Here is a 25102-nt window from a genome sequence, read left to right as displayed (position 1 = left end):
CACAAAACTCAATACGCGTTCTCGTTCTTGGTCAGCAGCGAGATCGGCGTCTTCAGCAGAATGACGAGATCGAACAGCACCGACCAGTTCTCGATGTAATAGAGGTCGAACTCGACGCGTTTCTGGATCTTCTCTTCATTGTCGATCTCGCCGCGCCAGCCGTTGATCTGGGCCCAGCCGGTGATGCCGGGCTTGACCCGGTGGCGGGCGAAATAGCCGTCGACGGCTTCGTCGAACAGGCGGCTCTGCAGCTTGCCCTGCACCGCATGTGGACGCGGGCCTACCAGAGAGAGATCGCCGGAAAAGACCACGTTGAAGAGCTGCGGCAGCTCGTCGAGGCTGGTCTTGCGGATGAAGCGGCCGACGCGGGTGACGCGCGAGTCGTTCTTGGTCACGACCTTCGAGGCGGTCGGATCAGCCTGATGATGGTACATCGAGCGGAACTTGTAGACGTCGATGCGCTCGTTGTTGAAGCCGAAGCGCTTTTGGCGGAACAGCACGGGCCCGGGGCTGTCGAGCTTCACGGCCAGCGCCACCAATCCCATCACCGGTAAGGCCACGAGCAGCGCGAGGGCGCCGACGACGCGGTCGAACAGCCATTTCATCACCAGGTCCCAGTCGGTGATCGGCGCCTCGAACACGTCCAGCGTCGGCACCTCGCCGATATAGGAATAGGAGCGGGGGCGGAAGCGCAGCTTGTTGGTGTGTGCGGAGAGGCGGATATCCACCGGCAGCACCCAGAGCTTCTTCAGCATCTCCAGGATACGCGTCTCGGCGGAGATCGGCAGCGCGAACAGCACGAGATCGACGCGGGTGCGGCGGGCGAACTCGACGATGTCGTCGACCTTGCCGAGCTTGCGCGCGCCGGCACAGGTGTCGAGCGCGCGGCTGTCGTTGCGGTCGTCGAACACGCCGAGCACGTGGATGTCGGAATCCTCCTGCTCCTTCAGCGCCTCGACCAATTGCTCGCCGTTGCGGTCGGAGCCGACGATGATGGTGCGGCGGTCGAGCCGGCCCTCGCGCCCCCAGGCGCGCACCAGCGAGCGCAGCACCAGACGCTCGCAGAGGAGCGCGGCGAGCCCGAGGACGTAGAAGGCCGCAAGCCACAGCCGCGATATTTCGCTGCCGAACTTGGCGAAGAAGGAGATGCCGATGAACAGCAGGAAGACGAACGACCAGGACGAGATCATCCGCGTCATCTGCCGGAGCTGACCGCGGAACAGCTGCACCTGATAGATGTCGGCGGCCTGGAAGCAGACCACGGCGGAAACCGCGACGGCGATGATCTGCGCGGGATAGATCCAGCTGAAGGAGCCGGCGTGCGGCATGACATAGCCGAGATAGAGGACGATGCCGACGAGGCTCAGCAGCGCGAAATCGGCGAGGCGTACGAAGCCGGTGATCACGATCGGCGAATAGGCGCGGGCGACCTTCTGGTTGACGACGTCGAGCGCGGCGGGCGAGAGCCGCTGGCGGCGCTCCACAAAGGGCCGGTCAGCCGGCTTCGCCGCAGCGCTGGTCGCGGCATCGAGCATCGAGCGTGCGTTGAGCGGTTCCACGGGCGTCCACGTCCATTCCAAAAACCCGCGGGGCGCATCCTTGCGCCCCGGGCGAGCATCCCCTGGGTCTCGGATTATCGGACAAATCGGAAGATTCTCTAAAGCGGCCTTAAGGATGGTTAATGATTGGCAAATGCGTCGCGATAGCCCGCGAGCACGCCGTCGACCATCGCCTGCTGGGAGAAATGCGCGGAGATGCGCTCGCGAAGGGACGAGGCGCGCTGCGCTGTTCCCAGCGGATTGTCCAGCGCGGCCGCAATTGCCTCCGCCATGGCTTCCGCGTTGCTCGGCGCAAACAGCGCCGGGTTCTCCGCACCGAAAATCTCGGGAATGCCGCCGATCTTGGACGCAATCATCGGAATGCCGGCGGCACCGGCCTCGATCACGACATAGGGCATGGAATCGCCACGCGAGGGAACGACGAGCAGCCGCCCCTTGGAGAAACCGTAGCGTGCCTTGACGTGACCGATGAAGCGGATGGCACCGGAGAGGCCGAGCCTTTCGACCTGCGCTTTCAGCGCCGCGGTCTCCTCGCCGTCGCCGCCGAGCGTCAGTGTGACCTTCCTGCCGCCCTCGTGCAGGCGCGCCACCGCTTCGACCAGCAGATCGGCGCCCTTGATGTGCCTGAACTCACCGACATAAGCGAGGTCGGTGGCGTCGTCGGCGATGACGACAGGTTCGAATTCCTCCGGCGTCACGCCGTTGAAGACGCAATGCACCACGCCCTTCGGCTTGCCGACGATGCGCTGATAGGTGTCGCGGGCAAACGCGCTCTCGAACAGGAACAGGTCGGTCGCGTCCATCAGCGTACGTTCGAGCCGCGCGTAAAACTCGCCCTTGAAGGTGTTGAGGGGATAATGCAACGAGCCGCCATGCGGGGTGTAGATGCGGATGGTATCGTCGGATCGCCGCCGCATGCGGATGAAAGCGCCGGCCTTGGCGCCGTGGCCATGCATGACGTCGGGCTTGAGCGTGGCGATCAGGCGCCGCAAGCGGAACCAGACCAGGACATCGTCAGGCGAGGGTTCGCGGCGGATCGCCATCCGGTGCACGCCGAGTTTCAGCCGCGGTGCGAGCTCGGCAAGGGCCTTGTCGGCGCGCTCACCGCCGGTGAGACTGTCGGCGAGGATGCCGACGTGATGGCCACGATCGACCTGGCCGTTGGCGACGTCGAGGATGTGGCGGAAGATGCCGCCGACCGGAGCGCGCACGGCGTGCAGGATGCGAAGCGGCTGGTCGGGAGAGGGGGGCATGATCAAAACCAGCGCTCGACGGCGAATGCTCGAACAATCTCACGAAATATCGAGACGGATTAAGAGCCTTCGTGGTTAACAAACGGTGACGGACGTGCACGCGCGAGTTGCCGCACGCCGCGATTAACCCAGCGGCAACCTTAATGGAGTGTAATCGCCCCGGTTGAGGTAGGTCGTGGCGTTGCGCCTGCGGGAGTGTTCGATGCGTTTAGCGTTCTGGCGTGCCGGCAAGGACAAGGCGGTGGTCGAGCGGGCTGTCGCGAAGGCCGCAGCCAAGCGGGCCGAAATCGAGCCCCGGATTGAAGCAAAGCCTGCGCCCATCGCTCCGAGGCCGGCGCCGGTCGAATCCGGTGACATCGACCTGCACGCGCTCAGTGCGGCATTGGCGCGCAAGCGTGGCTGGATCATCGTGCCGACGGTGCTGGCGCTCGTCGCATCCATCGCGATCGTCAATCTCATCACGCCACGCTACAAGTCCGAATCCCGCATCCTGATCGACGGCCGCGAGAACGTGTTTCTTCGCCCCAACAGCGACCGCGCCGAGGAGCGGCAGGCGCTCGACGCCGAAGCCGTCACCAGCCAGGTGCAGCTCGTGCTGTCGCGCGATCTCGCGCGCGAGATCATCAAGAAGAACAAGCTTGCGGAACGGCCCGAGTTCGATCCTGTGCTGCAAGGCATTTCGCCACTGAAGTCGCTTGCGGCGCTGGTCGGCATCGGCCGCGATCCGTTCTCGATGACGCCGGAAGAGCGGGTGCTGGACGCCTATTACGAGCGCCTCCAGGCCTACGCCGTCGACAAGTCGCGCGTGATCGTGATCGAATTCCAGTCTGCCGATCCCGATCTCGCCGTGCGCGTCGCCAATTCGATCGCCGACGGCTATCTCCTGCTCCAGCAGGATGCGCGTCAGGATCAGGCCCGGAACGCCAGCCAGTGGTATGCCGGCAGGATCGACGAGCTGCGACGGAATGTCTCCGAGGCCGAAGCGAAGGCCGAGGACTTCCGCTCCAAGTCGAGCCTGTTCGTCGGCACCAACAACACGACGCTGTCGAACCAGCAGATGGGCGAGGTTAACACCCAGCTCAACAATGCACGGGCACTCAAGGCCGATGCGGAGTCGAAAGCGCGCCTGATCCGCGAGATGATCCAGAGCGGCAAACCGATCGAGTCGTCGGAAATTTTGAACTCGGAATCGATGCGCACGCCTTCGCAGCAGCGCGTGGCGTTGCGGGCGCAGCTGGCCGAGCAATCGTCGACGTTGCTCGGCAACCATCCGCGCATCAAGGAATTGAAGGCGCAGCTCGCCGACCTCGACACCCAGATCCGCGACGAGGCCGCCAAGCTCGCCCGCACGCTCGAAAACGACGCGCGTGCCGCCAGCGGGCGTGTCCAGGAATTGTCGGTGAGCCTCGAGCAGCTCAAGAAGCAGGCGACAGCCACCAACGGCCAGGACGTGCAGCTCCGCGCCCTCGAGCGTGAGGCCAAGGCCCAGCGCGACCTGCTCGAAACCTATCTCGCGAAGTACCGTGAAGCCAACACCCGCGAGACCATCGACACCGCGCCGACCGATGGCCGCATCATCTCGCGCGCCATCGTCTCGAACACGCCGGCCTATCCGAAGAAGCTGCCGATCGTGCTGATCGCGACGATCGCGACACTGCTGCTCTCGTCCGGCGTCGTCGTCACCGGAGAGTTGCTGCGCCAGACTGCACCCCGTGCGGTCGCGGTGTTCGCGCCAGCGCTGATGCGGACGTCGGCTCGCCAGGAGCAAATCGTCCAACCGGTGGTCGTCGAGCCCTTCGCCGATCCGGTCGTCGATCCGGTCATGGCAGAACCTGCGCCGCTGCAGCCGGAGATGACGGCTGATGCCGATGTCTCCGAATTCGCGGAGATCGAGCATCTGGCCGACAGCCTGCGCGCCGCCGGAACCATGGCGAAGAAAGTCACGGTGCTCGGCACCGCAAGCGGCGAAGCCATCACGCTGTCGACGCTGACATTGGCCCGGCATCTCGCGCGCGATGCGCGGGTCGTCGTGGTCGATCTCGCCGCGTCCTCGCCGGCCATGGCCGCCGTGTCCGTCGATGCCTCGGCGCCCGGTCTTGCCGAATTGATGCAAGGCGAGGCATCGTTCGCGCAGATCATCACCCGGGACAAGCTCTCGCGGCTGCATCTGGTCATGGCCGGCCGTCCCGGCTTCGATCGCAGCCTGTTGCAGTCGCCCCGCGTGACGCTGGCGATCGACGCGCTGCTGCGCGCCTACGACCACGTGCTGCTCGATGCCGGCAGTGCCTCCGACCTTCCCGCTGAGCTCCTGACGGCGAATGCCCGCGCCGTCGTGGTGCCTGACGCGTCGATGGCGCCGGATGCGCGCGCGCTGATGTGCGAGCAACTCGGCGCCGTCGGCTTCAGCGAAGTGACGATGCTGAACAGGTCCGTGCAGCCGTCGGAAGCGAGAGACGCGCCGCGCGTCGTGGCGGCGTAGGCAAACGCGGATTACCCGAACGCTCGCCGCAGCCGCTGCGCCAGGTCGAACAGCATCTGGTTCTGTTTCACCAGCCGCTTGCCGTGGCTCAGCGAGGACATCGCCATCGCGGCGAGTTTTCCGCGTGACGTTAGCGGAACGAAGCTGTCGAAGATGTCCTGGTCGTCCTTGCAGAACATCCGCTTGTACTCGTCCGAGCCGATGCCGAGGTCGAGCGAGCGGTAGCCGCGCTCGGCGCAGCGGTCGATGATGTAGCGCATCAGGATCAGCCCGGGGCTGTAGCGGGCGTGCTCGGACATCGTGTAGGTGTTGAACATCATCGAGAAGCGCTGGCCGTCGGCGACGCCGGCGAAGATCGCGATCACCTCGTCGTCGCATTCGAGCGCATGGATGTCGATGACGCGGCCGTCACCGCGTGGCGCAAGGCAGGCGCTGCGGACGAATTGCTCGACGCCGGGCTCGGCGAAGACGTTGGGAAGCTTCTGTTCGGCCATCCGCGCCGGCTTGACGCGGAAGAACCAGTCGAGCAGGCGGGTGATGTCCGCGTCGGTGGTCGCCAAATGATAGCGATAGCCGGCGAGCGCCTGCAGCTTCTTCTCCTTGCTCTTGAGGCGGCGACGGAAGGAGTTGCTGATCCGCGATGCCGGCGGGCCGCCCGCTTCCATCGTGAGCAGCGGGCAGCCATTGATCGCGCTCTGGCGCGGCAAATGCGCGAACGGGTTCTGCAGGTCGTTCCAGTGCAGCGGCTGCTGCGTCAGCGCGAGCACGTCGGCATGTTCGCTAAGCGGTGCAAACAAAGCGTCGAGATCGCCGATGGCGATCTGCGCTGCAAATTCGGCGTTCCACAGGCCCATGTTGAAGGTCGTATGCTTGCCGCCCATGAAGCAGGCCGTGCGCACGCCGTGGTTTTGGCGCAGCGAGAGCGGCAGCAGCAGGAGCGGCTGATGCTCGGCGTCGCGGGCAACGACGATGAAAGGGCGGGCGCGTTCGTGCTCGCCGACTAGGCGCTGCCAGGGATTGAGCAGATCAAACCGCTGATAGGGCGTGAAGAGGTGACCGGGCTGCTCGAAGGCGCGCCAGACGGCCTCGGCCGTGCCAAGATCGGTCACGATATCGACATGCGCGATACGGCCCGCTTTCGACCGCGCTGGCAATTCTGCCGTCCGGCTTTGCATCGCCGCAGCCATGGTCATTCGCGAACCTGTCGAGAAACAAAAATATGCGTAATTCGGCCTGTGGCCGACCTTTGCAAAGAAATGTCAACAAAGGGTAATGACTATAAGAAGGGGAACGGCCGCCGACGGACGCGAGGTGGGACATTGGCATCCGACGACAGATGGCTGGAACGGCTGCGCCTCGAGCTGACCTGGTTCACAGGCCAGGCTGCGCTGCGCAGTCGTGGTGCCGGCGCCATCCTGCGCTTTGCGCATGTGCGGCCGCGGCGGCGCGGCGGGTTTCAGCCTTTGCGCGAGAACGAGATCACGCCGCATTTCCTCGATCGCGCCATTCGGGCGCTGAAGCGGTGGAAGTATGATTTTCTCGGCATGGACGAGGTCTGCCGGCGCGCGGTGACGCTGTCGGAACACCGCCGCTTCGTGGCACTCACCTTCGACGGCGCCGGCAAGGATCTGATCGAGTTTGCCTATCCGGTGCTGGCGCGCCACGCCGTGCCCTTCACGATCTATGTGCCCACGGCGTTTCCCGATGGCGTCGGTGAGGCGTGGTGGCTCGGACTCGAACAGGTGATCGCGCGCGAGAGCCGTGTCAGCCTGATGATGGGCGAGAAGGAACAGCGCTTCACTGTGACTGGCAACGCCGAGAAGCAGGCGTTGTTTTCGTTCGTCGAGGCCTGGCTGCGCTCGCTGCCGCCGGCCGATGTGTCGGCTGCGATCGCAGACCTCTGCACGCGCTACCGGGTCGACCTTGCCGCGCTCTCACGCGAGGCATCGATGAATTGGGAGGATCTGGCGAGGCTTGCGGCCGATCCGCTGGTGACGATCGGCAGTGCGACCGTGAACTATCCCGTGCTCGCCAACATGAAGGATGCGGCCGCCCTGCGCGAGATGACGATGGGCAAGGCCGTGGCGGAAGCAGCCTTCCAGCGCGATATCCGCCATCTCGCCTTTCCGTTCGGCGATCGCGCCTCGTTCCGGCGCAGCCATGTCCTCATGGCGGAGGAGGCCGGCTTTGCCAGCGCGGTGACGACGATCCCGGGCGTCGTGGACGCGGAGGGACGCACCAATCTGCGCGCGTTGCCGCGCATTTCCTGGGATGGCCGGGTGCGCTCGCTGCGCATCATGCGGGTGCTGGTGTCGGGGGTTGCTTTTGCGCCGGTGAAGCCAACGGGCGGAATTACGAGCTAGTTTTCGCGCGGTCGGGTCGCTGCATCCAGCTCACAATCGGCATCGCTGGCAGCACCCAGCCCATGCCGACCACCACATAATAGATTGCCTGCCGCCAGCCGGACTCGGCGATCCACGGCATCTGCGCCAGCGCCATGCCAAGCAGGGCCCAGACGGTGGCGAGCACCAGGAGCAGGATGGTGCCGAGGAACTTGCGGGTGCGGATCGTCATGACGGAATATCGTGGCTTTCGCGTAACTTGCGCTGCGGGAGCGGGGGACTATAAGGGGCACGCAGTTTGGTTCAAGCCTTGCCGGTTCAAGCTCTGGTTTTTGCCTCGAATGACGACGATTTCCACCCCGTCCGAGCCGCATCGCGCCGTGCGCTGGTGGCTGATCGCAGTGGCTGCGCTGATCGCGCTGATGGTGCTGGTCGGCGGCGCGACGCGGCTGACGGAATCCGGGCTCTCGATCGTCGAATGGAAGCCGGTCACGGGCAGCGTGCCGCCCCTCTCGGAAGCGCAGTGGACGGCGGCCTTCGAGGCCTACAAGACGATCCCGCAATATCGCGAGCTCAACGCGGGCATGAGCCTGTCCGAGTTCAAGGAGATCTTCTGGTGGGAATGGAGCCATCGGCTGCTTGGCCGTTTCATCGGAGTCGCCTATCTGTTGCCGTTCCTGTTCTTCCTCTGGCGCGGCGGCCTGTCCGGTGAGTTGAAGCGGCGGTTGTGGCTGTTGTTCGGGCTCGGCGGGCTCCAGGGCGCGGTGGGCTGGTGGATGGTGGCCTCAGGGCTGTCTGAACGCGTCGAGGTGTCGCAATATCGGCTGGCGACACATCTTGTGCTCGCGCTCGTGATCTTCGCCGGCATCGTCTGGACGGTACGGCGGCTCGCCGGGCGTGCGCAGATCGCAGCATCGCCGCGGCTGCGCTTCACGAGCGCCTTGCTCCTCGTCGTGACCTTTATCCAGATCTATTTCGGCGCGCTGGTTGCCGGCCTGCGTGCCGGCCGCGCCTACAACACCTGGCCGCAGATCGACGGCGCGTTCATTCCCTCAGGGGAGCGATTGTGGTTCGAGACGCCGTGGTGGCGCAACATGTTTGACAATGTGCTGACGGTGCAGTTCGAGCACCGCATGACGGCCTATGCGCTGTTCGCGCTGGCAGCGTTGCACGCGTTCGATGCGGTGCGTTCACGCGCGGGGTCCGCGGCAAGCGGGGCGCTTTTGCTGTTGGCCGCGGTGAGCCTGCAAGCATTGCTCGGCATCCTTACGCTGCTCAACCAGGTGCCGATCGATCTCGCGCTCGCGCATCAGGCGGTCGCGATCGTGGTGCTGACGCTTGCGGTGTTGCAGACAGAGCGGCTCGCGACGCGTGGCGCAACCGAAGCGCAGCCGCGCGCGGTTCCCGTCGGTCAACCCGGCTGATCACTACCAGCCCGGCTGATCAGCAATAGCCGTAGATGCCGCACGAATAGGGCAGGCGCCAGAAATAATCGACCTGCTTTCCGCCGTAATACGCGCCCTGATAATCGTAGTCCCAGGGACGGCCGTAATAGCCCGGCAGCGTGTGCGAGCCCGGCAGCAGTGGCGTACCCGGCAAATTGCGGATGTAGCTGCCGATGCCGTAGGCCGGCGAGATCAGCGCATCCGGATCGGTCTCGACATAGACCTGCGGCGGCTCCTGTGGCGGAACGGCGGCCCGCCGCCTCGGCGTGGCCGGCAGATCGGCGGCAAACGCAGCTGAGACCGTCAGCATTGCCGCAAGGGCAGGCACTATCCAGCGCAGCATCGTCGGCTCCGAATCAAAGGGGCGGTCCAGTGACGATATATGCGGCAGAGATGGTTAATGACTGTTAACTGACGGCGCCAAAACGGCTGCCGTCATTCCGGGGCGGTGCGAAGCACCGAACCCGGAATCTAGAGCTTATGCTGCGACGTCGAGATTCCGGGTTCGCGCTGTCGCGCGCCCCGGAATGACGGTGATGCTACGTACCCAGCGCCTGTTCCAGATCGGCGATCAAATCTTCCTTGTCCTCGATGCCGATCGAGAGCCGCACTACGTCGGGGCCGGCGCCGGACTTGACCTTGGCGGCGTCGTCGAGCTGGCTGTGCGTAGTCGAGGCCGGATGGATGACCAGCGAGCGGGTGTCGCCGACATTGGCCAGATGCGAGAACAGCTGCAATTTCGACACTAGGCTGACGCCGGCATCGTAGCCGCCCTTCAGGCTGAAGGTGAACACGGCGCCGGCACCCTTCGGTGCGTATTTGCGCGCGAGCTGGTTGTACTTGTCGCTTGCAAGGCCCGCATAGTTCACCGCGGCCACCGCCGGATGGCCGGCGAGGAATTCGGCGACCGCTTTCGCATTGTCGCAGTGCTTCTGCATGCGCAGCGGCAATGTCTCGATGCCGGTGAGGATCATGAAGGCGTTGAACGGCGACAGTGCGGGTCCGAGGTCGCGCAGGCCGAGCACGCGGCAGGCGATCGCGAAGGCGAAATTGCCGAACGTCTCCTGGAGCCGGATGCCGTGATATTCGGGCCGGGGCTCCGACAGCATCGGATATTTGCCGCCGGTCGACCAGTCGAAGGTGCCGGCATCGACGATGATGCCGCCGATCGAATTGCCGTGGCCGCCGAGAAACTTGGTCAGCGAGTGCACGACGATGTCGGCGCCGTGATCGATGGGGCGGATCAGATAGGGCGAGGCCAGCGTGTTGTCGACGATCAGCGGGACGCCCGCCTTGCGCGCCACCGTCGAGATCGCCTCGATGTCGGTGATGCTGCCGGCAGGATTGGCGATGGACTCGATGAAGATGGCCTTGGTGCGCGGCGTGACCGCACGTTCGAAGCTCGCAATGTCGTCGGGATCGGCCCACACCACGTTCCAGCCGAAGCTCTTGAACGCGTGCGTGAACTGGTTGATGGAGCCGCCATAGAGCTTTCGCGCGGCGATGAACTCGTCGCCGGGCTGGAGCAATTGCTGCAACACTACGACCTGCGCGGCATGGCCCGAGGCTACTGCGAGCGCGGCCGTGCCGCCTTCGAGGGCCGCGACGCGCTCTTCCAGCACCGCATTGGTGGGATTGCCGATGCGGGTATAGATGTTGCCGAACGCCTGCAGGCCGAACAGGGAGGCGGCATGGTCGGCGTCGTTGAAGACGAACGACGTCGTTTGATAGATCGGAGTCGCGCGCGCACCGGTGGTGGGATCGGGCTGTGCACCGGCATGCACGGCGAGGGTCGAAAATCCCGGAAGGCGATCGCTCATTGAGGGCGTCCTGTTCTCGTGGTCTGAAATCGCGCGGCATGCTGATTGGCGCCGCGGCTGCCGTCAAGGCGCGGCTTCACATCAGAACGATCGTGCTACGCATTGTCGCGTTCGCGAAATGAAATCTTCGCAACTGCGTCAGCTTTGCTCGCTCTTGTTCTTGGCGGCGCGGTCCGATGCCGCGGTATCGCCGCCGCCGACACTCATCCTATTGAGGGATAGTCGCATGCCCTGCGTCGGCACCGGGGCGCGTTTGGAGCTCAGCGTGCGCGAATTGACGCCCATCCAGGAGATTTCCGACGACAGGCGGCCATATTCGATTTTGGGGCAGCGGTTCATCACCACCTTGATGCCAACCGATTCCGCCTTCAGCGCCGCCGCATCGTCGCGCGCCCCCAGCTGCATCCAGATCACCATCGGCAGCGGATCGAGCGTGAGGGCTTCCTCGACCACCGGCATGATGTGACTGGAGTTGCGGAAAATGTCGATCATGTCGACGGGACGGCCGATGTCGGACAGCGAGGCGACGAAGGGTTTTCCGAGCAGCTCCTTGCCGACATGGCCGGGATTGACCGGAATCATGTCGTAGCCGCGCTGGGCCAGATATTTGAACGCGAAATAGCTCGGCCGCACGTTGACGGGCGAGGCGCCGACCATCGCGATCGTTTTCACGTTGTTGAGGATGCCCCGGATGTAATTGTCGGGATAGGCGTCGTGGTTCATTGGCTCATCTTTTTTGGCTCATCTTCTTGCTGTCATTGCGAGGAGCGAAGCGACGAAGCAATCCAGTCTGTCTCCGAGGAGGGATTCTGGATTGCTTCGCTTCGCTCGCAATGACGAATTACTCATCCCGCCATGTCGGCGTGCGCTTCTCGATGAAAGCGCCGATGCCTTCCTCGGCGTCGCGCGCCATCATGTTCTGGGTCATCACCTCTGCCGCATAGCGATAGGCGTCTGCAAGGCTCATCTCGGCCTGGCGGTAGAACGCCTCCTTGCCGAGCTTGACGGTATAGGCGGATTTCAGCGCAACCTTTTCGGCGAGCGCAATGGCGGCGTCGCGCTCGGTGCCGGCGGCGACGACGCGATTGACGAGCCCGATCTCGCGGGCGCGTGCTGCCGGGATCGGCTCGCCCGTCAGCAGCATTTCCATCGCCTGCTTGCGCGGCACGTTGCGCGACAGCGCCACCATCGGCGTCGAGCAGAACAAGCCGATGTCGACGCCGGGAGTGGCGAAGCTCGCTGCTTCCGAGGCGATCGCGAGATCGCAGCTTGCCACGAGCTGGCAGCCCGCGGCGGTCGCGATGCCCTGGACGGATGCGACCACGGGCTTGGGCAGGAGCACGATTGCCTGCATCATCGCGCTGCAGGCGGTCATCATCTCGGCGAAGAAGGCCCGGCCGCGATCCGGGTCGGTGCGGCGCGCGGTCAGCTCCTTCATGTCGTGGCCGGCGGAGAAGGCGGGACCGTTGGCCGCGATCACGACACCGCGGACGGCCTTGTCGTCGCGGATTTCGTTGAGCTCGGCATGCAGGCTTGCGATCATCGTCTCCGACAGGCTGTTGCGGGCAGCCGGGCGGTTGAGGGTCAGGACCGCGATGGGGCCTATGGTCTCGCGCAGCAGGATTGGCGATTGCGGGGAGGGGGCGCGGGCGGCCTGGACCGACATCAAAGCGTTTCCGGTTGGATTATTGCGATTGGATGACGCAGATAACTTAATGTAACAGGGGACGTGAAGCGAGGGTGAGGGGTAGCATGGCGTTAGCGAAAATGAGCGTGGCGGAGCTCGAGCAGTTCCTCCGCAACGAGTTTCCCCAGGCCTTCAGCGGCGACGACATCACGATCGAGAGCGCGGACGGTCAGGCCTGCCTTTTGCGTCAGCGCTATAGCGAAAAGATGCTGCGGCCGGGCGGAACCGTGTCCGGCCCGACCCTGATGGCGCTCGCCGATTTCGCGATGTACGTAGTGCTGTTGTCCGCGATCGGGCCGATCGGGCTCGCCGTGACCACCAATCTCAACATCAACTTCCTGCGCAAGGGGCAACCCGGGCAGGACGTGCTGGCGGAGGCGCGGCTGCTCAAGCTCGGCAAGCGCCTCGCAGTCGGCGAGGTGAAGCTGTTGTCCGGTACCTCGCCCGATCCGATTGCGCATGTCACCTCGACCTATTCCATTCCAAACGTTTGAGCTTTTTGCGGGTATCTCAATACCATAATTCTAAACCATTGATATTTAACATGTAAATTCCGCCTTTGGGCATTGACCGCGGCGCCGCTGTTCTCTAGAAAACCGCCCAGTCCGGTGCGGTGTTCGCGCCGATGCTCCCCGTCCACGGAAACTCTGACATGAAAACCTTTTCGGCAAAGCCGGCTGAGGTGACGAAGAAGTGGGTATTGATCGACGCCAAGGGTCTGGTCGTCGGCCGTCTCGCCACCATCGTCGCCATGCGCCTGCGCGGCAAGCACCTCCCGACCTACACCCCGCACGTTGATTGCGGCGACAACATCATCATCATCAACGCGCAGTATGCGGTTCTCACCGGCCGCAAGCGCGAGCAGAAGACCTATTACAAGCACACCGGTTACGTCGGCCACGTCAAGGAGCGCACCGCGCGCCAGATCCTCGAGGGCAAGCATCCCGAGCGCGTGCTCGAGAAGGCCGTCGAGCGCATGATCCCGCGTGGTCCGCTCGGTCGCGTCCAGATGGGCAACCTCCGCGTCTATGGCGGCGCCGATCATCCGCACGAGGCCCAGACGCCCGAGAAGATCGACATCGCCAAGTTGAACCGCAAGAACACGAGGGCCGCATAACATGGCCGAATCCATCCAGTCGCTCGACCAGCTCTCGCAGCTCAAGACGGCGGCCGCGCCCGACGCGCCCAAGCACGAGAAGAAGGTCGACAAGTTCAACCGCGCCTACGCCACCGGCAAGCGCAAGGACGCGGTCGCCCGCGTCTGGATCAAGCCGGGCGCCGGCAAGGTCACGGTCAACTCGCGCGAGGTCGATGTCTATTTCGCCCGTCCCGTGCTGCGCATGATGATCGAGCAGCCGTTCTCCGTAGCCGCGCGTTCCGGCCAGTATGACGTGATCTGCACCGTCGCCGGCGGCGGTCTGTCCGGCCAGGCCGGTGCCGTCCGTCACGGCATCTCCAAGGCGCTGACCTATTTCGAGCCGGAGCTGCGCACCGTGCTCAAGAAGGGCGGCTTCCTCACCCGCGACTCCCGCGTGGTCGAGCGCAAGAAGTACGGCAAGGCCAAGGCCCGCCGGTCCTTCCAGTTCTCGAAGCGTTAATCGCTTCGGTCGCATTCGCCGCGAAAGCGGCTTCAATGAGATGCAAAAGGGCGCTGATTTCAGCGCCCTTTTTGCTGTTCGTTTGTATGCAAATTGATGGCGTGTTTCCTGAAAACTTGGGCCCGCATGAAAACCTGAATGGAACCCGCCGGACATAGCGTCGCATTTGGAAGGGCGCGCAAATCGGCTGAGCCGATCGCGTAACTGCTATGTCTAGAAGGGGGCCGACATGATGTCGCTCGATAGCATCACGCTCTATTTGGTCGCCACCATGGTCGCCGCACTGCTCGGCGCCATGATGGTGTTTTTCGGAAGGCAGGAGAACAGCCCTGCGCTGAAATGGTGGGGCACCGCGTATCTGCTCGGCGCCGCATCGGTCGCGCTCTGGACGGCGGCCGGCGACAGATTGGGGCCGCATCTTTACCTTGCGCTGAACGCGGTCGGCTTCGTCGCCTGCGGCATGGTGTGGAATGCGGCGCGTGTCTTCCATGGTCGCAAGCCGAACTGGCCGGGTCTCCTGGTCGGCGCGCTCGCCTGGGCCGCTGCCGCCACGCTGCTCGATCCCACCGCGTCCATGCTGCGCATGATCATCGGCGCCGGCATCGTCTCGGTCTATGCGGCGCTGACCGCGAGCGAGCTCTGGGTCGAGCGGCGCAAGAGCCTGCAACGGCGCTGGCCGGCCGTTGTGGTGCCGGTGATGCACGGCTGCGTCTTGATGCTGCCGATCCTGCTCGGCAGTTTCCTGCGCCCGAACGATGCCGGCTTCTCCACCAGCATCTGGGTCACGGTGTTCGCGGTCGAACTCGTGCTCTATGCCGTCGGCACGGTGTTCGTGATCTTCATGCTGGTATCCGAGCGCACGGTCACCGCGCACCGGACCGCCGCGTCCACCGATCCGCTGACCGGCATGCTCAACCGCCGCGGCTTCTCGGAAGCCTGCGGACGCGTGATCGAGCGCGAGGCCAAGGCCGGCCGTCCCGTGACCGTGATGATCTTCGACATCGATCATTTCAAGTCGATCAACGACCGTTTCGGCCATCCCGCCGGCGACGAGATGCTGAAACTGTTCTCGACCGTCGTCGTCAGCAATCTGCGCATCAGCGACATGTCGGGTCGCATCGGCGGCGAGGAGTTCGCCGCCCTCCTCCCGTGTTCGTTGGAGGAGGGCGTGCTGGTCGCCGAGCGCGTGCGCGAGGCCTTCGAGACCTCCGGCGTCGTCGTCGACGAGGGCCCGGTCGACACCACCGTCAGTATCGGCGTCGCGGGCGGTCCGGCCGGCACCGAGCTCGAAGTGCTGCTGGCCTCGGCCGACACCGCGCTCTACCAGGCCAAGCGCGGCGGCCGTAATCGCGTCGAGGCGGCGGAGGAGCTGCCACTGTCGCTGGAGAATTGGCGCCGCCAGAGCGCCGCGCGGATCGGCGTGCCCAACGCGCAATCCAAAGCGCGGCCGGCGACCGCCTAGGTAAGGGAGGCCTCGCGGTAATCCCCTGTTTACCATTCGATCCCTACCATTGCGGACATGGAATCGATCCATCGACAGAACCCGCAAGCCGCCCTGATATCGCTCGAAGCCGCGGCGGTCTCGGCACGCGGCGGCTTCGCCTGCCTGTTCTCGACCGCTGACGAATACGAGAGCGCGCTGATCACCGAGCGCCGCGCCCAGGGGCGTTACACACAAGGCCGCAATTACTGGCCGCTGGCGCTGTTCGCCGGTTGTGCGCTGACGGTGGCGGGCACCGTTCTGCTGCTCGCCTGAGTGATCTGCATTTTTGGACCGGGCAGGGCGCCGTTTCGGCGCCTTTTTCTTTGGCGCGGGCTGCGGTAGACACGCCCATCGGACAAAAATGGGTGGAAACAGATGATCACCGAGATCGCGCAAATCGACGTCAAGCCGGGCAGCGAGAAGGACTTTGAGGCCGCCGTCACCAAGGCAAAGGCCGCTTTCGGTCGCTCCAAGGGTTTTCACGGTTTCGAGCTGCACAAGTCGATCGAGAAGCCGCAGCGCTATCGTCTGATGGTGAAGTGGGAGACGCTCGAGAACCATACCGTCGATTTTCGCGGCTCCGAGAATTTCGCCGAATGGCGCGGCCTCGTCGGCCAGTATTTTGCGGCACCCCCTGAGGTCGAGCACACCGAGACCGTGCTCACCACCTGAGGCGGCTCAGGCCGCCTCAGCCAGAGGCGGCGCTTCATACGTCTTGAAGTGGTCGATCATGACCTTGGCGATGGCGACCAGTGGCAGCGCCAGCGCCAGGCCCCAGATTCCGAACACGACGCCGAGCAGGATTTGGAACGCGAACAGCGTGGCCGGCGGAATGTCCAGTGCCTGCCGCTGAAGGATCGGCGTCAGCACATAGCTCTCCATCGCGTGCACGCCCATGAAGAGGAGAAAGGCCGACAGCGCCGGTATCCATCCCGAGGCGAGGCTCGCCAGCACGACCACGACGCCGGCTATGATGGCGCCGACGGTCGGGATGAAGGCGAGCAGGCCCGCCTGAATCCCCAGGATGAACGAGCCTGGAATGCCGATGACGGCGAGACCGATCCAGGTCACCACGCCGACCGCAAGCATCACGACGATCTGCGCGATCAGCCAGCGCTCCAGCGTCTCGCCGATTCGGTCGATGATCTGGGCTACGCGAGTACGATGTCTCGCCGGCGCGAGAAATAACAGGCCGTCGTGATAGACGCTGGGCTGGGCGGCGAAGGCGAGCCCCAGGAAAAGCACGATGAAGATGTTGCCGACCGCGCTGATGGTGCCGAGCAGCAGCTTGAAGGTCTGGCTCACGATCGCGCCGCCGCTCGAAGCCAGCGCACCCGCGCCCGGCAATCCGCCGTGCGAGCCCGAGTTCGGCGCGGGTGCCGGCGCCGCATCGCTGGCGGTGGGTGCGGCATTGCCGAGATCGAAGAAGCTGGTGTCGATGCCATGGTTTTCGAGGAAGGATCGGACGTTGGTGATCTGCGACTTGATCGTCTTGCTCAGCAGCGAGGCCTGCTCGGCAATGGTGGCGCCGCCGAGATAGGCAACACCTGCGAGCATCACCGCCAGCGCGGCACAGACGATGGCGAGCCGCACCGCGTGGGGCAAGTGCACGCGGCGGCCAAGCGCGTTGGTCAGCGCGTTCAGGCCAACGCCGAGCAGCATTCCGGTGAAGATCAGGAGCAGGGTAGCGGCAAAATACCAGGTGAAGACCAGCATTGCCGTGAACAGCACGATGCCAATGCCCCCGACCGAGATCGCCCAGGCCAGATCGCCGCGGGTCCGGCGCCGTTCATCTGCGGGAATGGTCACATCGGGTCCTTTTCAGCGCGGTGCGCACCGCACTCTTTCGACAAACGCGATCCGGATCAAGACCGCGTCAACGCGCTGGTTTGACGCTGGCGCGTGAACGGTGCAGAGCGATGAGGAAAGAACAGGTGAGGGCGCTTGAGTTTCATCAGCAAGTGGGCCGGTCTGCTCGGCCTTCTCGCCGTGCTCGTGATAGGCGACCAGATCCGGATCAACCGGCCCGGTCACAAATATCGCCTCGCGGTCGAGGTGACGACGCCTGACGGGATCAAGACCGGGTCGGGCATTCTGTCCGTCGTGCCCGATCGTGGCTATAGCCGGGGCGGCCGCACCACGATGCGCGGCGAGGCTGTGTTCGTCGACCTCGGCCGGGGAAAGAACGTGGTGGCATTGCTCGCGCATCAGCAGGGCGCGAAGCTCGATCTCGACGACATCAACTATGTCGCGCTCCGCGCTTATGGCGCCGCGCGTGGCAACCGCGTCTCGTTCAACGAGCTCAACCGGCAGACCGGCGTCGTCGCGGTGCAGGGGGACCTAATGCCCGTGCTCGTGAGCTTTGGCGATCCCCTCGACCCTGCGACCGCGCGCCTTGTCGCCGGCGACCATGCGGAGGCGGTCCTGGGCGACGGCTATGCACTCCGTGGCCTTACCGCCGAAATGGTGCCCAACGGGCTCTGGCCGATTGATTTCGGTGGCGTGCTCGGGGAGTCCGTGACGCGCGGGATCGAGACGAAACTGCCCTGGCTGGCCGCGCCGGGCGACGCGGCGGCGACCGCGCTGAAGGCCGCCGGCCTGCCCCTCGGCGGCCCGGCCGCGGCCGCGCCATTTGCGCGAAAATAGCATTGCCGTCCCGCGTACCCCTCTGTTGAATTTGTTCCCTCCGAGGGGCATGTTTGGAGAATCTTCTTACGGGAGAGGTCTGAACGGGAGATGAGAAAGCCGGTCGTCGGCGTGATCGGGAACGCCCATCGCGTTGAAAATCGATTTCAGGTCCAGATGGTCGGCGAGCGTAATCTGCGCGCCGTGGCCGAGGTTTCCGGCGGCCTGCCGGTGATGTTCGCGGGCTCGCCCGACATCACCGATATCGTCGCGCTGCTCGATACCGTCGACGGCATCGTGCTCACAGGCGCCCGCGCCAACGTGCACCCGACTCGCTTCAACGTCGATCCGTGTGAGGCGCACGAGCCCTACGACATCCACCGCGACGAGGTGGCGTTGGCGCTCTCGGTCGCATGCGTTGCCCGCGGTATCCCGCTGTTCGGCATCTGCCGGGGCCTCCAGGAGATGAACGTCGCCTTCGGCGGCTCGCTGCATCCCGAGATCCGCGAAATCCCGGGCCGCATGAACCATCGCATGCCCAGGCTTGAGAATGGTGAGATCCATCCTGACCCGACAGTGGTGTTCGCCGATCGTCACGACGTCGATCTGACGCCGGGCGGCGCGTTCGCAGAATTGCTCGGCTGTGACAAGATCCGGGTGAATTCGCTGCACGGCCAGGGCATCCTCGATCCCGGCAAGCGCGTGCTGATCGAGGGCATCGCCGAAGACGGCACCATCGAGGCGATCCGCATCGCGGAAGCCAAGGCCTTTGCGCTCGGGGTGCAATGGCACGCCGAATACGACCCGCAGCACAATCCGATCAACCGAAAGCTGTTCGAGGCTTTTGGCGAAGCGATGGTTGCGCGGCAGAAGGCGGCGGCGTAGGCGGACGCGCTGGAAGAAGGCAGGCACGCCCGCGCCACACCGTCATTGCGCTGGTGAATGGGCGCTGGTGGCGACGGAGATCGGGTGAACTTTCCGGACAAGTGACGCCGCGGGGAACGGGAGAGCGGCGTTCCAGCCTGCTACGCCGCCCGCTCCATCCGTCGCGCGCGATAGGCCTGCGGCGACATCAGGGTGAGCTTGCGGAACGCCTTGCGAAAGCTGCTCTCGTCCTCGTAGCCGGCCGATCTCGCGATGGTCTTGACCGGCTGCATCGTCGTCTCCAGCAACGTGCGGGCGTGCTCGACGCGCCGACGCATGATGAAGGCCTGCGGCGGCTCGCGGGTGAGTTCCTGAAACTTCCGGTTCAGCGTGCGCTCGCTGAGGCCGAGCGCATCGGCGAGCCGCTTCACCGTCATCGGACGTTTTCCGGAGCGTCGCACCAGCAGGTCGGCCTGGGTCAGCATCGGGTCCTGCGTCAGCAAATAGCCGACGGGCATGAAGATCGACTGGGTGCGCTGCGCGGTGTCGATGACGACGTAGTCCGCGCATAGTTTTGCGATCTCCTTGCCGTCGACCATCTCGATCAGCCTGAGCAGGAGATCGACCCACGACATCGGTCCGGCCGCGCAGACGATGCGGTCGGCGGTGGTGATGACGGCGTCCGGGGCGAGGTCGATGGCGGGATGACGCTGCCGCAGCTCGCTTTGCAGCCACCAGGTGATGGTGGCGCGGCGGTTGTCGAGCAGACCGGCGCCGGCCAGCAGGAACACGCCACTGCAGAACGCGCCGATCAGCCGTCCGTTCGCGTGCTGCTGCCGCAGCCAGGCGCCGGCCCGGGCATATTGCGGCTGCAGGCGTTCGGCCGTGACGTGATCGACAAGGTTGCCGGGGACGAGGATCGCGTCAAAGCGACCTCGTCTGCCAATGGCGCCGTCGACCGCGACCATCTGGCTGCCGCCGGACCGCACGGCCTTGCCGTCGAGCGAAAGCGTCTGCCAGGCGAAGCCGGGGTTGGCGCCGCTCTGCTGCATCACGTGGTTGGCGAGCGACAGGATGTCGGCGACGCCTGAGATCGCCGAATGCATGCAGCCTTCCAGCGCCAGTATTGCGAGCTTCATGGGACCTCCAGACAGGACGCGGCAATCCTACCCGATCGGCGCGCGGGCGCCATGGCGGAAATTGCCCGATCTCTGTCTTATCCGCCACTGCCGTCTCCGGCAGGCCCGGTTCAATCTCTCAACCATCGTCACACGACATATCGGAGAGAGACATGCCTTACGTCACCATTTCCACCGTCCGCGGCATCCTGGATGTCGCGCAGAAGAAGGCACTGCTCGAGCGCGTCACCGACCTCCTGGTCGAGGTTGAAGGGCAGGGCAACCCGGAATTCCGCCGCAACGTCTGGGTCAGGATCGAGGAGCAGGAGCCCTCACATTGGTCGCTCGGCGGCATGCAGCCGACGGCGGAGATCATCGCCGGCACGTTCGGCGCGATCGGGACGGATGGGGTGCGGATCGCGAAGACGTAGAACGGTAGGAGGGGTAGAGCGCAGCGAAGCCCATCGCCATCGCGAGTTGCGAGATGATGGGTTTCGCAAGGGCTCCACCCACCTACGGTTTCCCCAATACGAAAGGCGCCTCCTTTTGGAAGCGCCTTTTGCTTGTCGCAGGAATTTCGGGCGGCTTAGCCCGAATAGTACATCTCGAACTCGACGGGATGCGGGGTCATTTCGAAGCGGGCGACTTCGGTCATCTTCAGCTCGATATAGGCGTCGATGAAGTCGTCGTCGAACACGCCGCCGTTCTTCAGGAAGCCGCGGTCCTTGTCGAGGTTTTCGAGCGCCTCGCGCAGGCTGCCGCACACGGTCGGGATCTGCTTCAGCTCTTCCTTCGGCAGATCGTAGAGGTCCTTGTCCATCGCCGGACCCGGATCGATCTTGTTCTTGATGCCGTCGAGGCCGGCCATCAGCATCGCGGCGAAGCCGAGATAGGGATTGGCGAGCGGATCTGGGAAGCGCACCTCGACGCGCTTGGCCTTCGGCGAAGCGGTGTAGGGGATGCGGCAGGAGGCCGAGCGGTTGCGCGCCGAATAGGCGAGCAGCACGGGGGCCTCATAGCCCGGGACCAGGCGCTTGTAGGAGTTGGTCGACGGGTTGGTGAAGGCGTTGATCGCCTTGGCGTGCTTGATGATGCCGCCGATGTAGTGGAGGCAGGTCTCCGACAGGTCGGCGTATTTGTTGCCGGCGAACACCGGCTTGCCGTCCTTCCAGATCGACTGGTGCACGTGCATGCCCGAGCCGTTGTCGCCGAAGACCGGCTTCGGCATGAAGGTGGCGGTCTTGCCGTAGATGTGCGCGACCTGGTGGATGCAGTATTTGTAGATCTGCATGTGGTCGGCCATCAGCGTCAGCGTGTCGAACTTCATGCCGAGTTCGTGCTGGGCGGAAGCGACTTCGTGATGGTGCTTCTCGACCTTCACGCCCATCTTGGCCATGGCGCCGAGCATCTCCGAGCGCATGTCCTGCACGGAGTCCTGCGGCGGCACCGGGAAGTAGCCGCCCTTGGTGCGGACACGATGGCCGAGATTGCCGCCTTCGTATTCGGTGTCGGAGTTGGTCGGCAGCTCCGAGGAGTCGAGGCGGAAGCCGGTGCTGTAGGGGTTAGCGGAGAAGCGCACGTCGTCGAACACGAAGAACTCGGCTTCGGGGCCGACGAACACGGTGTCGCCCACGCCCATCGACTTCACCATCGCCTCGGCCTTCTTGGCGATGCCGCGGGGGTCGCGATTGTAGGGCTCGCCGGTGGTCGGCTCGAGCACGTCGCAGGTGATGACCATGGTGGTCTCGGCGAAGAACGGATCGATCGTCGCGGTCACCGGATCGGGCATAAGGCACATGTCGGACTCGTTGATCGCCTTCCAGCCGGCGATCGAGGAGCCGTCGAACATCGTTCCCTCAGCGAAAATGTCTTCATCGATCATGCTGATGTCGAAGGTGACGTGCTGCCACTTGCCGCGCGGATCGGTGAAGCGCAGGTCGACGTATTTGACGTCGTTGTCCTTGATCGATTTCAGGACGTCTTTGGCGGTCTTCATGCATACCCCTTTTGGCTCTGCGGGTCGGTTTCCAAGCTTCAAGCGACCGTGTTCACGCTTCTTGAGGCGCGCGAGGCACAAACAAAATGAGGCCGCCGAAGCAGCCTATTTCTTGTCAGAATGTCGCAAAATGCGGGATAGCACCCGGCTCAGATAGCGTCCAGCCCGGATTCGCCGGTTCGGATGCGGATCGCCTCTTCGATGTTGGAGACGAAGATCTTGCCGTCGCCGATGCGCCCCGTTTGCGCGGCGCGGCGGATTGCGTCGATGGCGCGCTCGACCAGATCGTCGCCGATCACGATCTCGATCTTCACCTTGGGCAGGAAGTCGACGATGTATTCTGCGCCGCGGTACAGCTCGGCGTGACCCTTCTGCCGGCCGAAGCCCTTGGCTTCGGTGACGGTGATGCCCTGAAGGCCGACTTCCTGAAGCGCTTCCTTCACCTCGTCGAGCTTAAATGGCTTGATGATGGCTTCGATTTTCTTCACTGCGCGCCTCCCGGCCTTTCGAACAAATAGCAACGTCTTCGTCAGGATGCGCTTTTCATGACGCACGATCTTGTCTTCGCTATGCCGGGATCCCTGACCAGTCCGGCAACAACGGCCGGCCACACCCTGATAAATGCCAGTGAGCACGACGAACCGAAGCGACTTCCGCGAAAGCAGGGTCTATGCCAATTTGCAAATGCCCTGATTGTTGGAGCGTTATCAGCCTTTTAACGTGCAGCTCTGATAGGTGGCGCCGACCCGCACAAAATACCGCAGACTACGAAATAGGCAAACGGTTCAATATCTGTGCAGATCGCTGTTCCGTCGGATAGCCCGGTGCGGAACGTGCCTCTTGAAAAGGCTTTTGGACAGGGAAGTGGCATGGAAGTTCTGACCAACGCCGAAATGCAGCGCGCCGACCAGCTCAGCATTGCGGCAGGCACCCCCGGCTTCAAGCTGATGCTCAGCGCCGGCCAGGCGGTCGCCGAGGCCGCCCACGCACTGGTGGAGGAGGGGCCGATCCTGATCGTGGCCGGCCCGGGCAATAATGGCGGTGACGGTTTTGTTGCAGCCGCCGAGCTGGCCGCGCAAGGCCGCGAGGTCTCGGTGATCCTGATGTGCGAGCGCGACCAGCTCCAGGGCGACGCGGCCTCGGCGGCGCGGGGCTGGAAGCACCCGGTGCTTCCGTTCAACCCGCAGGCGATCGGGCGACCGGCGCTGATCATCGATGCGCTGTTCGGCGCGGGCCTCAGCCGTCCTGTCGACGGCGAGGCGCGTGAGATGATCGAGGCGATCAACGGCAACGGTGCGCCGGTGCTCGCGGTCGATCTGCCGAGCGGCATCAACGGCACCAGTGCGGCCGTGCTGGGCGTGGCGGTGAACGCCACCGAGACCGTCACCTTCTTCCGCAAGAAGCCGGCGCATCTGCTGCTGCCGGGGCGGATGCATTGCGGACACGTCCGTGTCGCCGATATCGGCATCGAGGCGCAGGTGCTGGACGAGATCGCGCCGCAGATTTTTGAGAACGATCCGGACTTCTGGGGCGCCGCCTTTCCGGTGCCGCGCATCGACGGCCACAAATACGCGCGGGGCCATGTGCTGGCGGTCTCGGGCGATGCGGCCGCGACCGGTGCAGCGCGTCTCGCCGCGCGCGGAGCGCTACGCGCCGGCGCGGGCCTGGTGACTCTGGCCACTCCGCGTGATGCTCTCGCGATCAATGCGGCTGCGCTCACCGCGGTGATGGTTCGCCCCGTCGATACCGCCATCGAGTTCGGCGAGCTGCTCGGTGACAAGCGCTACAACACCTGCATGATCGGCCCCGGCGCGGGTGTCGGCGAGCGCACCTGCGATCTCGTCCACACGGCGCTTAACGCGCAGCGGCGCCTGGTGCTCGACGCGGATGCGCTGACGAGCTTTGCCGCCAATCCCGAGCGCCTGTTCGAATCGATCAAGACGTCGCACGACAAGGTGGTGGTGCTGACACCGCACGAGGGCGAGTTCCCGCGCCTGTTCTCCGACCTCAGCAACAAATATCCGGGACGCTCGAAGATCGAGCGCGTGCGCGCCGCCGCCGAGCGCTCCGGCGCGGTCGTGCTGCTGAAGGGCCCGGACACCACGATCGCCGCGCCCGACGGCCGCGCCACCATCGCCGCCAACGCGCCGCCCTGGCTCGCTACCGCGGGCGCCGGCGACGTGCTCGCCGGCATTATCGCAGGGCTGCTGGCGCAAGGCGTGCCGGCATTCGAAGCCGCCAGCATCGCCGTGTGGATGCATGGCGAAGCGGGGAGCGAGGCGGGGCCGGGCCTGATCGCGGAGGATCTCACTGAGACGCTGCCCGCCGTTCACCGGCGGATCTATGGTGCGCTGGGGGTGGAATACTGATGCTCAGGCAGCTCGCGCTCACCGATATGGGCGCGGCGGCGCAGGTTCACCGGGCTGCATTCGACCATGCGATGCCCTGGCTCGCTGGGCTGCATATGCCGGACGAGGATCGCTGGTTCTACCGCGAGCGTGTGTTCGCGACGTGCCGCTTGTGGGGACGCTTCGACGGCGATGTACTGAGCGGGATCATCGCTTTCCGTGACGGCTGGATCGAGCAGCTTTACGTGCTTCCTGCTGTTCAAGGGCGCGGCGTCGGCACCGAACTGCTCGATGTCGCCAAGCAAGCCAGCGAACGGCTGGAGCTCTGGACTTTCCAGCGCAACACGTTGGCGCGGCGCTTCTATGAAGCGCGCGGGTTCACGCTGATCGAGCAGACCAACGGGACCCGAAACGAGGAGAAAGAACCCGACGCTCGGTACCTCTGGATGCGTAGGCCACTTGATTTGTGAAAAATTGTAGTCTAA

General features: G+C 64.6%; 26 protein-coding genes. 14 read left to right on the top strand and 12 right to left on the bottom strand.

Annotation, left to right across the window (positions count from 1 at the left end):
• Nucleotides 1-8: 8 nt before the first annotated feature.
• Nucleotides 9-1559 carry an undecaprenyl-phosphate glucose phosphotransferase gene (locus tag ABIB66_RS21245; protein WP_354209924.1) on the bottom strand — a complete coding sequence of 517 codons (1551 nt, stop codon included), beginning with the start codon at nucleotides 1557-1559 and terminating at the stop codon, nucleotides 9-11.
• Between the two features lie 119 nt (nucleotides 1560-1678).
• Nucleotides 1679-2812 carry a glycosyltransferase family 4 protein gene (locus tag ABIB66_RS21240; protein WP_354209923.1) on the bottom strand — a complete coding sequence of 378 codons (1134 nt, stop codon included), beginning with the start codon at nucleotides 2810-2812 and terminating at the stop codon, nucleotides 1679-1681.
• Nucleotides 2813-3014: 202 nt separating this feature from the next.
• Between ABIB66_RS21240 and ABIB66_RS21235 the strand changes: the two genes are divergently transcribed.
• On the top strand, nucleotides 3015-5291 hold the full coding sequence (locus tag ABIB66_RS21235) for a GumC family protein (protein ID WP_354209922.1): 2277 nt from the start codon (nucleotides 3015-3017) through the stop codon (nucleotides 5289-5291).
• Nucleotides 5292-5302: 11 nt separating this feature from the next.
• Here the strand turns inward: ABIB66_RS21235 and ABIB66_RS21230 are convergent, their stop codons facing one another.
• The gene (locus tag ABIB66_RS21230; RefSeq protein WP_354209921.1) at nucleotides 5303-6484 is read right to left on the bottom strand and encodes a GNAT family N-acetyltransferase; all 1182 of its coding nucleotides are present in this window, start codon (nucleotides 6482-6484) and stop codon (nucleotides 5303-5305) included.
• Between the two features lie 126 nt (nucleotides 6485-6610).
• Between ABIB66_RS21230 and ABIB66_RS21225 the strand changes: the two genes are divergently transcribed.
• Nucleotides 6611-7654 carry a polysaccharide deacetylase family protein gene (locus ABIB66_RS21225; protein ID WP_354209920.1) on the top strand — a complete coding sequence of 348 codons (1044 nt, stop codon included), beginning with the start codon at nucleotides 6611-6613 and terminating at the stop codon, nucleotides 7652-7654.
• On the opposite strand, the gene ABIB66_RS21220 is transcribed toward ABIB66_RS21225, so the two are convergent.
• Entirely contained in the window at nucleotides 7644-7865 is a 222-nt protein-coding gene (locus ABIB66_RS21220; RefSeq protein ID WP_007611039.1) for a DUF2842 domain-containing protein, read from the bottom strand. The two genes, ABIB66_RS21225 and ABIB66_RS21220, sit on opposite strands and share 11 nt — an antisense overlap.
• Nucleotides 7866-7974: 109 nt before the next feature.
• On the opposite strand from ABIB66_RS21220, the gene ABIB66_RS21215 reads away from it, so the two are divergent.
• Complete coding sequence (locus ABIB66_RS21215; protein WP_354209919.1) at nucleotides 7975-9057, top strand: COX15/CtaA family protein; 1083 nt, start codon at nucleotides 7975-7977, stop codon at nucleotides 9055-9057.
• Nucleotides 9058-9076: 19 nt separating this feature from the next.
• Here the strand turns inward: ABIB66_RS21215 and ABIB66_RS21210 are convergent, their stop codons facing one another.
• The 4 genes from ABIB66_RS21210 to ABIB66_RS21195 all read right to left on the bottom strand — a co-directional run bounded on the left by ABIB66_RS21210 (nucleotide 9077) and on the right by ABIB66_RS21195 (nucleotide 12564).
• Entirely contained in the window at nucleotides 9077-9421 is a 345-nt protein-coding gene (locus ABIB66_RS21210) for a hypothetical protein (protein ID WP_354209918.1), read from the bottom strand.
• A gap of 196 nt (nucleotides 9422-9617) precedes the next feature.
• Nucleotides 9618-10898 carry an O-acetylhomoserine aminocarboxypropyltransferase gene (locus ABIB66_RS21205; RefSeq protein WP_085353375.1) on the bottom strand — a complete coding sequence of 427 codons (1281 nt, stop codon included), beginning with the start codon at nucleotides 10896-10898 and terminating at the stop codon, nucleotides 9618-9620.
• Nucleotides 10899-11036: 138 nt separating this feature from the next.
• A complete protein-coding gene (locus tag ABIB66_RS21200; protein ID WP_275171347.1) occupies nucleotides 11037-11621 on the bottom strand; it encodes a CoA-binding protein in 585 nt (194 codons plus the stop codon).
• A 118-nt stretch (nucleotides 11622-11739) separates the two neighbouring features.
• Nucleotides 11740-12564, bottom strand: coding sequence for an enoyl-CoA hydratase (locus ABIB66_RS21195; protein WP_354209916.1), 825 nt, complete (start codon nucleotides 12562-12564; stop codon nucleotides 11740-11742).
• An 86-nt stretch (nucleotides 12565-12650) separates the two neighbouring features.
• Between ABIB66_RS21195 and ABIB66_RS21190 the strand changes: the two genes are divergently transcribed.
• The 6 genes from ABIB66_RS21190 (at nucleotide 12651) to ABIB66_RS21165 (ending at nucleotide 16338) form a co-directional block, all read left to right on the top strand.
• Complete coding sequence (locus ABIB66_RS21190; protein ID WP_007603483.1) at nucleotides 12651-13079, top strand: PaaI family thioesterase; 429 nt, start codon at nucleotides 12651-12653, stop codon at nucleotides 13077-13079.
• A 158-nt stretch (nucleotides 13080-13237) separates the two neighbouring features.
• Nucleotides 13238-13702: a 50S ribosomal protein L13 gene (gene rplM, locus ABIB66_RS21185; protein WP_007611024.1), complete on the top strand. Its 465-nt coding sequence runs from the start codon at nucleotides 13238-13240 to the stop codon at nucleotides 13700-13702.
• Between the two features lies 1 nt (nucleotide 13703).
• A complete protein-coding gene (gene rpsI / locus ABIB66_RS21180; protein WP_354209915.1) occupies nucleotides 13704-14183 on the top strand; it encodes a 30S ribosomal protein S9 in 480 nt (159 codons plus the stop codon).
• A gap of 229 nt (nucleotides 14184-14412) precedes the next feature.
• Nucleotides 14413-15645 (top strand): GGDEF domain-containing protein, encoded by a 1233-nt coding sequence (locus tag ABIB66_RS21175; protein ID WP_354209914.1) that lies wholly within the window; start codon nucleotides 14413-14415, stop codon nucleotides 15643-15645.
• Nucleotides 15646-15702: 57 nt separating this feature from the next.
• A complete protein-coding gene (locus ABIB66_RS21170) occupies nucleotides 15703-15939 on the top strand; it encodes a hypothetical protein (protein ID WP_275171342.1) in 237 nt (78 codons plus the stop codon).
• A 102-nt stretch (nucleotides 15940-16041) separates the two neighbouring features.
• Nucleotides 16042-16338: an antibiotic biosynthesis monooxygenase family protein gene (locus tag ABIB66_RS21165; RefSeq protein WP_275171341.1), complete on the top strand. Its 297-nt coding sequence runs from the start codon at nucleotides 16042-16044 to the stop codon at nucleotides 16336-16338.
• Nucleotides 16339-16344: 6 nt separating this feature from the next.
• Here the strand turns inward: ABIB66_RS21165 and ABIB66_RS21160 are convergent, their stop codons facing one another.
• On the bottom strand, nucleotides 16345-17475 hold the full coding sequence (locus ABIB66_RS21160) for an AI-2E family transporter (protein WP_275171340.1): 1131 nt from the start codon (nucleotides 17473-17475) through the stop codon (nucleotides 16345-16347).
• Nucleotides 17476-17610: 135 nt separating this feature from the next.
• On the opposite strand from ABIB66_RS21160, the gene ABIB66_RS21155 reads away from it, so the two are divergent.
• Nucleotides 17611-18312 carry a hypothetical protein gene (locus ABIB66_RS21155; RefSeq protein WP_354209913.1) on the top strand — a complete coding sequence of 234 codons (702 nt, stop codon included), beginning with the start codon at nucleotides 17611-17613 and terminating at the stop codon, nucleotides 18310-18312.
• Between the two features lie 90 nt (nucleotides 18313-18402).
• Nucleotides 18403-19176, top strand: a complete 774-nt coding sequence (locus ABIB66_RS21150) for a gamma-glutamyl-gamma-aminobutyrate hydrolase family protein (protein ID WP_354209912.1) — start codon at nucleotides 18403-18405, stop codon at nucleotides 19174-19176.
• Nucleotides 19177-19316: 140 nt separating this feature from the next.
• Here the strand turns inward: ABIB66_RS21150 and ABIB66_RS21145 are convergent, their stop codons facing one another.
• On the bottom strand, nucleotides 19317-20294 hold the full coding sequence (locus ABIB66_RS21145; protein ID WP_275171337.1) for a GlxA family transcriptional regulator: 978 nt from the start codon (nucleotides 20292-20294) through the stop codon (nucleotides 19317-19319).
• A 152-nt stretch (nucleotides 20295-20446) separates the two neighbouring features.
• On the opposite strand from ABIB66_RS21145, the gene ABIB66_RS21140 reads away from it, so the two are divergent.
• A complete protein-coding gene (locus ABIB66_RS21140; protein ID WP_275171336.1) occupies nucleotides 20447-20704 on the top strand; it encodes a tautomerase family protein in 258 nt (85 codons plus the stop codon).
• Between the two features lie 155 nt (nucleotides 20705-20859).
• On the opposite strand, the gene glnA is transcribed toward ABIB66_RS21140, so the two are convergent.
• Entirely contained in the window at nucleotides 20860-22269 is a 1410-nt protein-coding gene (gene glnA, locus ABIB66_RS21135) for a type I glutamate--ammonia ligase (protein WP_007603494.1), read from the bottom strand.
• A gap of 149 nt (nucleotides 22270-22418) precedes the next feature.
• Complete coding sequence (locus ABIB66_RS21130) at nucleotides 22419-22757, bottom strand: P-II family nitrogen regulator (protein ID WP_007603495.1); 339 nt, start codon at nucleotides 22755-22757, stop codon at nucleotides 22419-22421.
• Nucleotides 22758-23138: 381 nt separating this feature from the next.
• On the opposite strand from ABIB66_RS21130, the gene ABIB66_RS21125 reads away from it, so the two are divergent.
• Complete coding sequence (locus ABIB66_RS21125; protein ID WP_354255459.1) at nucleotides 23139-24638, top strand: NAD(P)H-hydrate dehydratase; 1500 nt, start codon at nucleotides 23139-23141, stop codon at nucleotides 24636-24638.
• Nucleotides 24638-25087, top strand: a complete 450-nt coding sequence (locus ABIB66_RS21120; protein ID WP_354209910.1) for a GNAT family N-acetyltransferase — start codon at nucleotides 24638-24640, stop codon at nucleotides 25085-25087. The genes ABIB66_RS21125 and ABIB66_RS21120 overlap by 1 nt, the downstream gene beginning before the upstream one ends.
• The last annotated feature ends 15 nt before the right edge of the window (nucleotides 25088-25102 follow it).

The organism is Bradyrhizobium sp. F1.13.3, from assembly GCF_040548265.1.
In the GTDB taxonomy this organism is placed as follows: Bacteria; Pseudomonadota; Alphaproteobacteria; order Rhizobiales; family Xanthobacteraceae; genus Bradyrhizobium.
The sequence above is the reverse complement of the archived record's forward strand: the minus strand, read 5'-3'. Positions and strand labels throughout refer to the sequence as shown.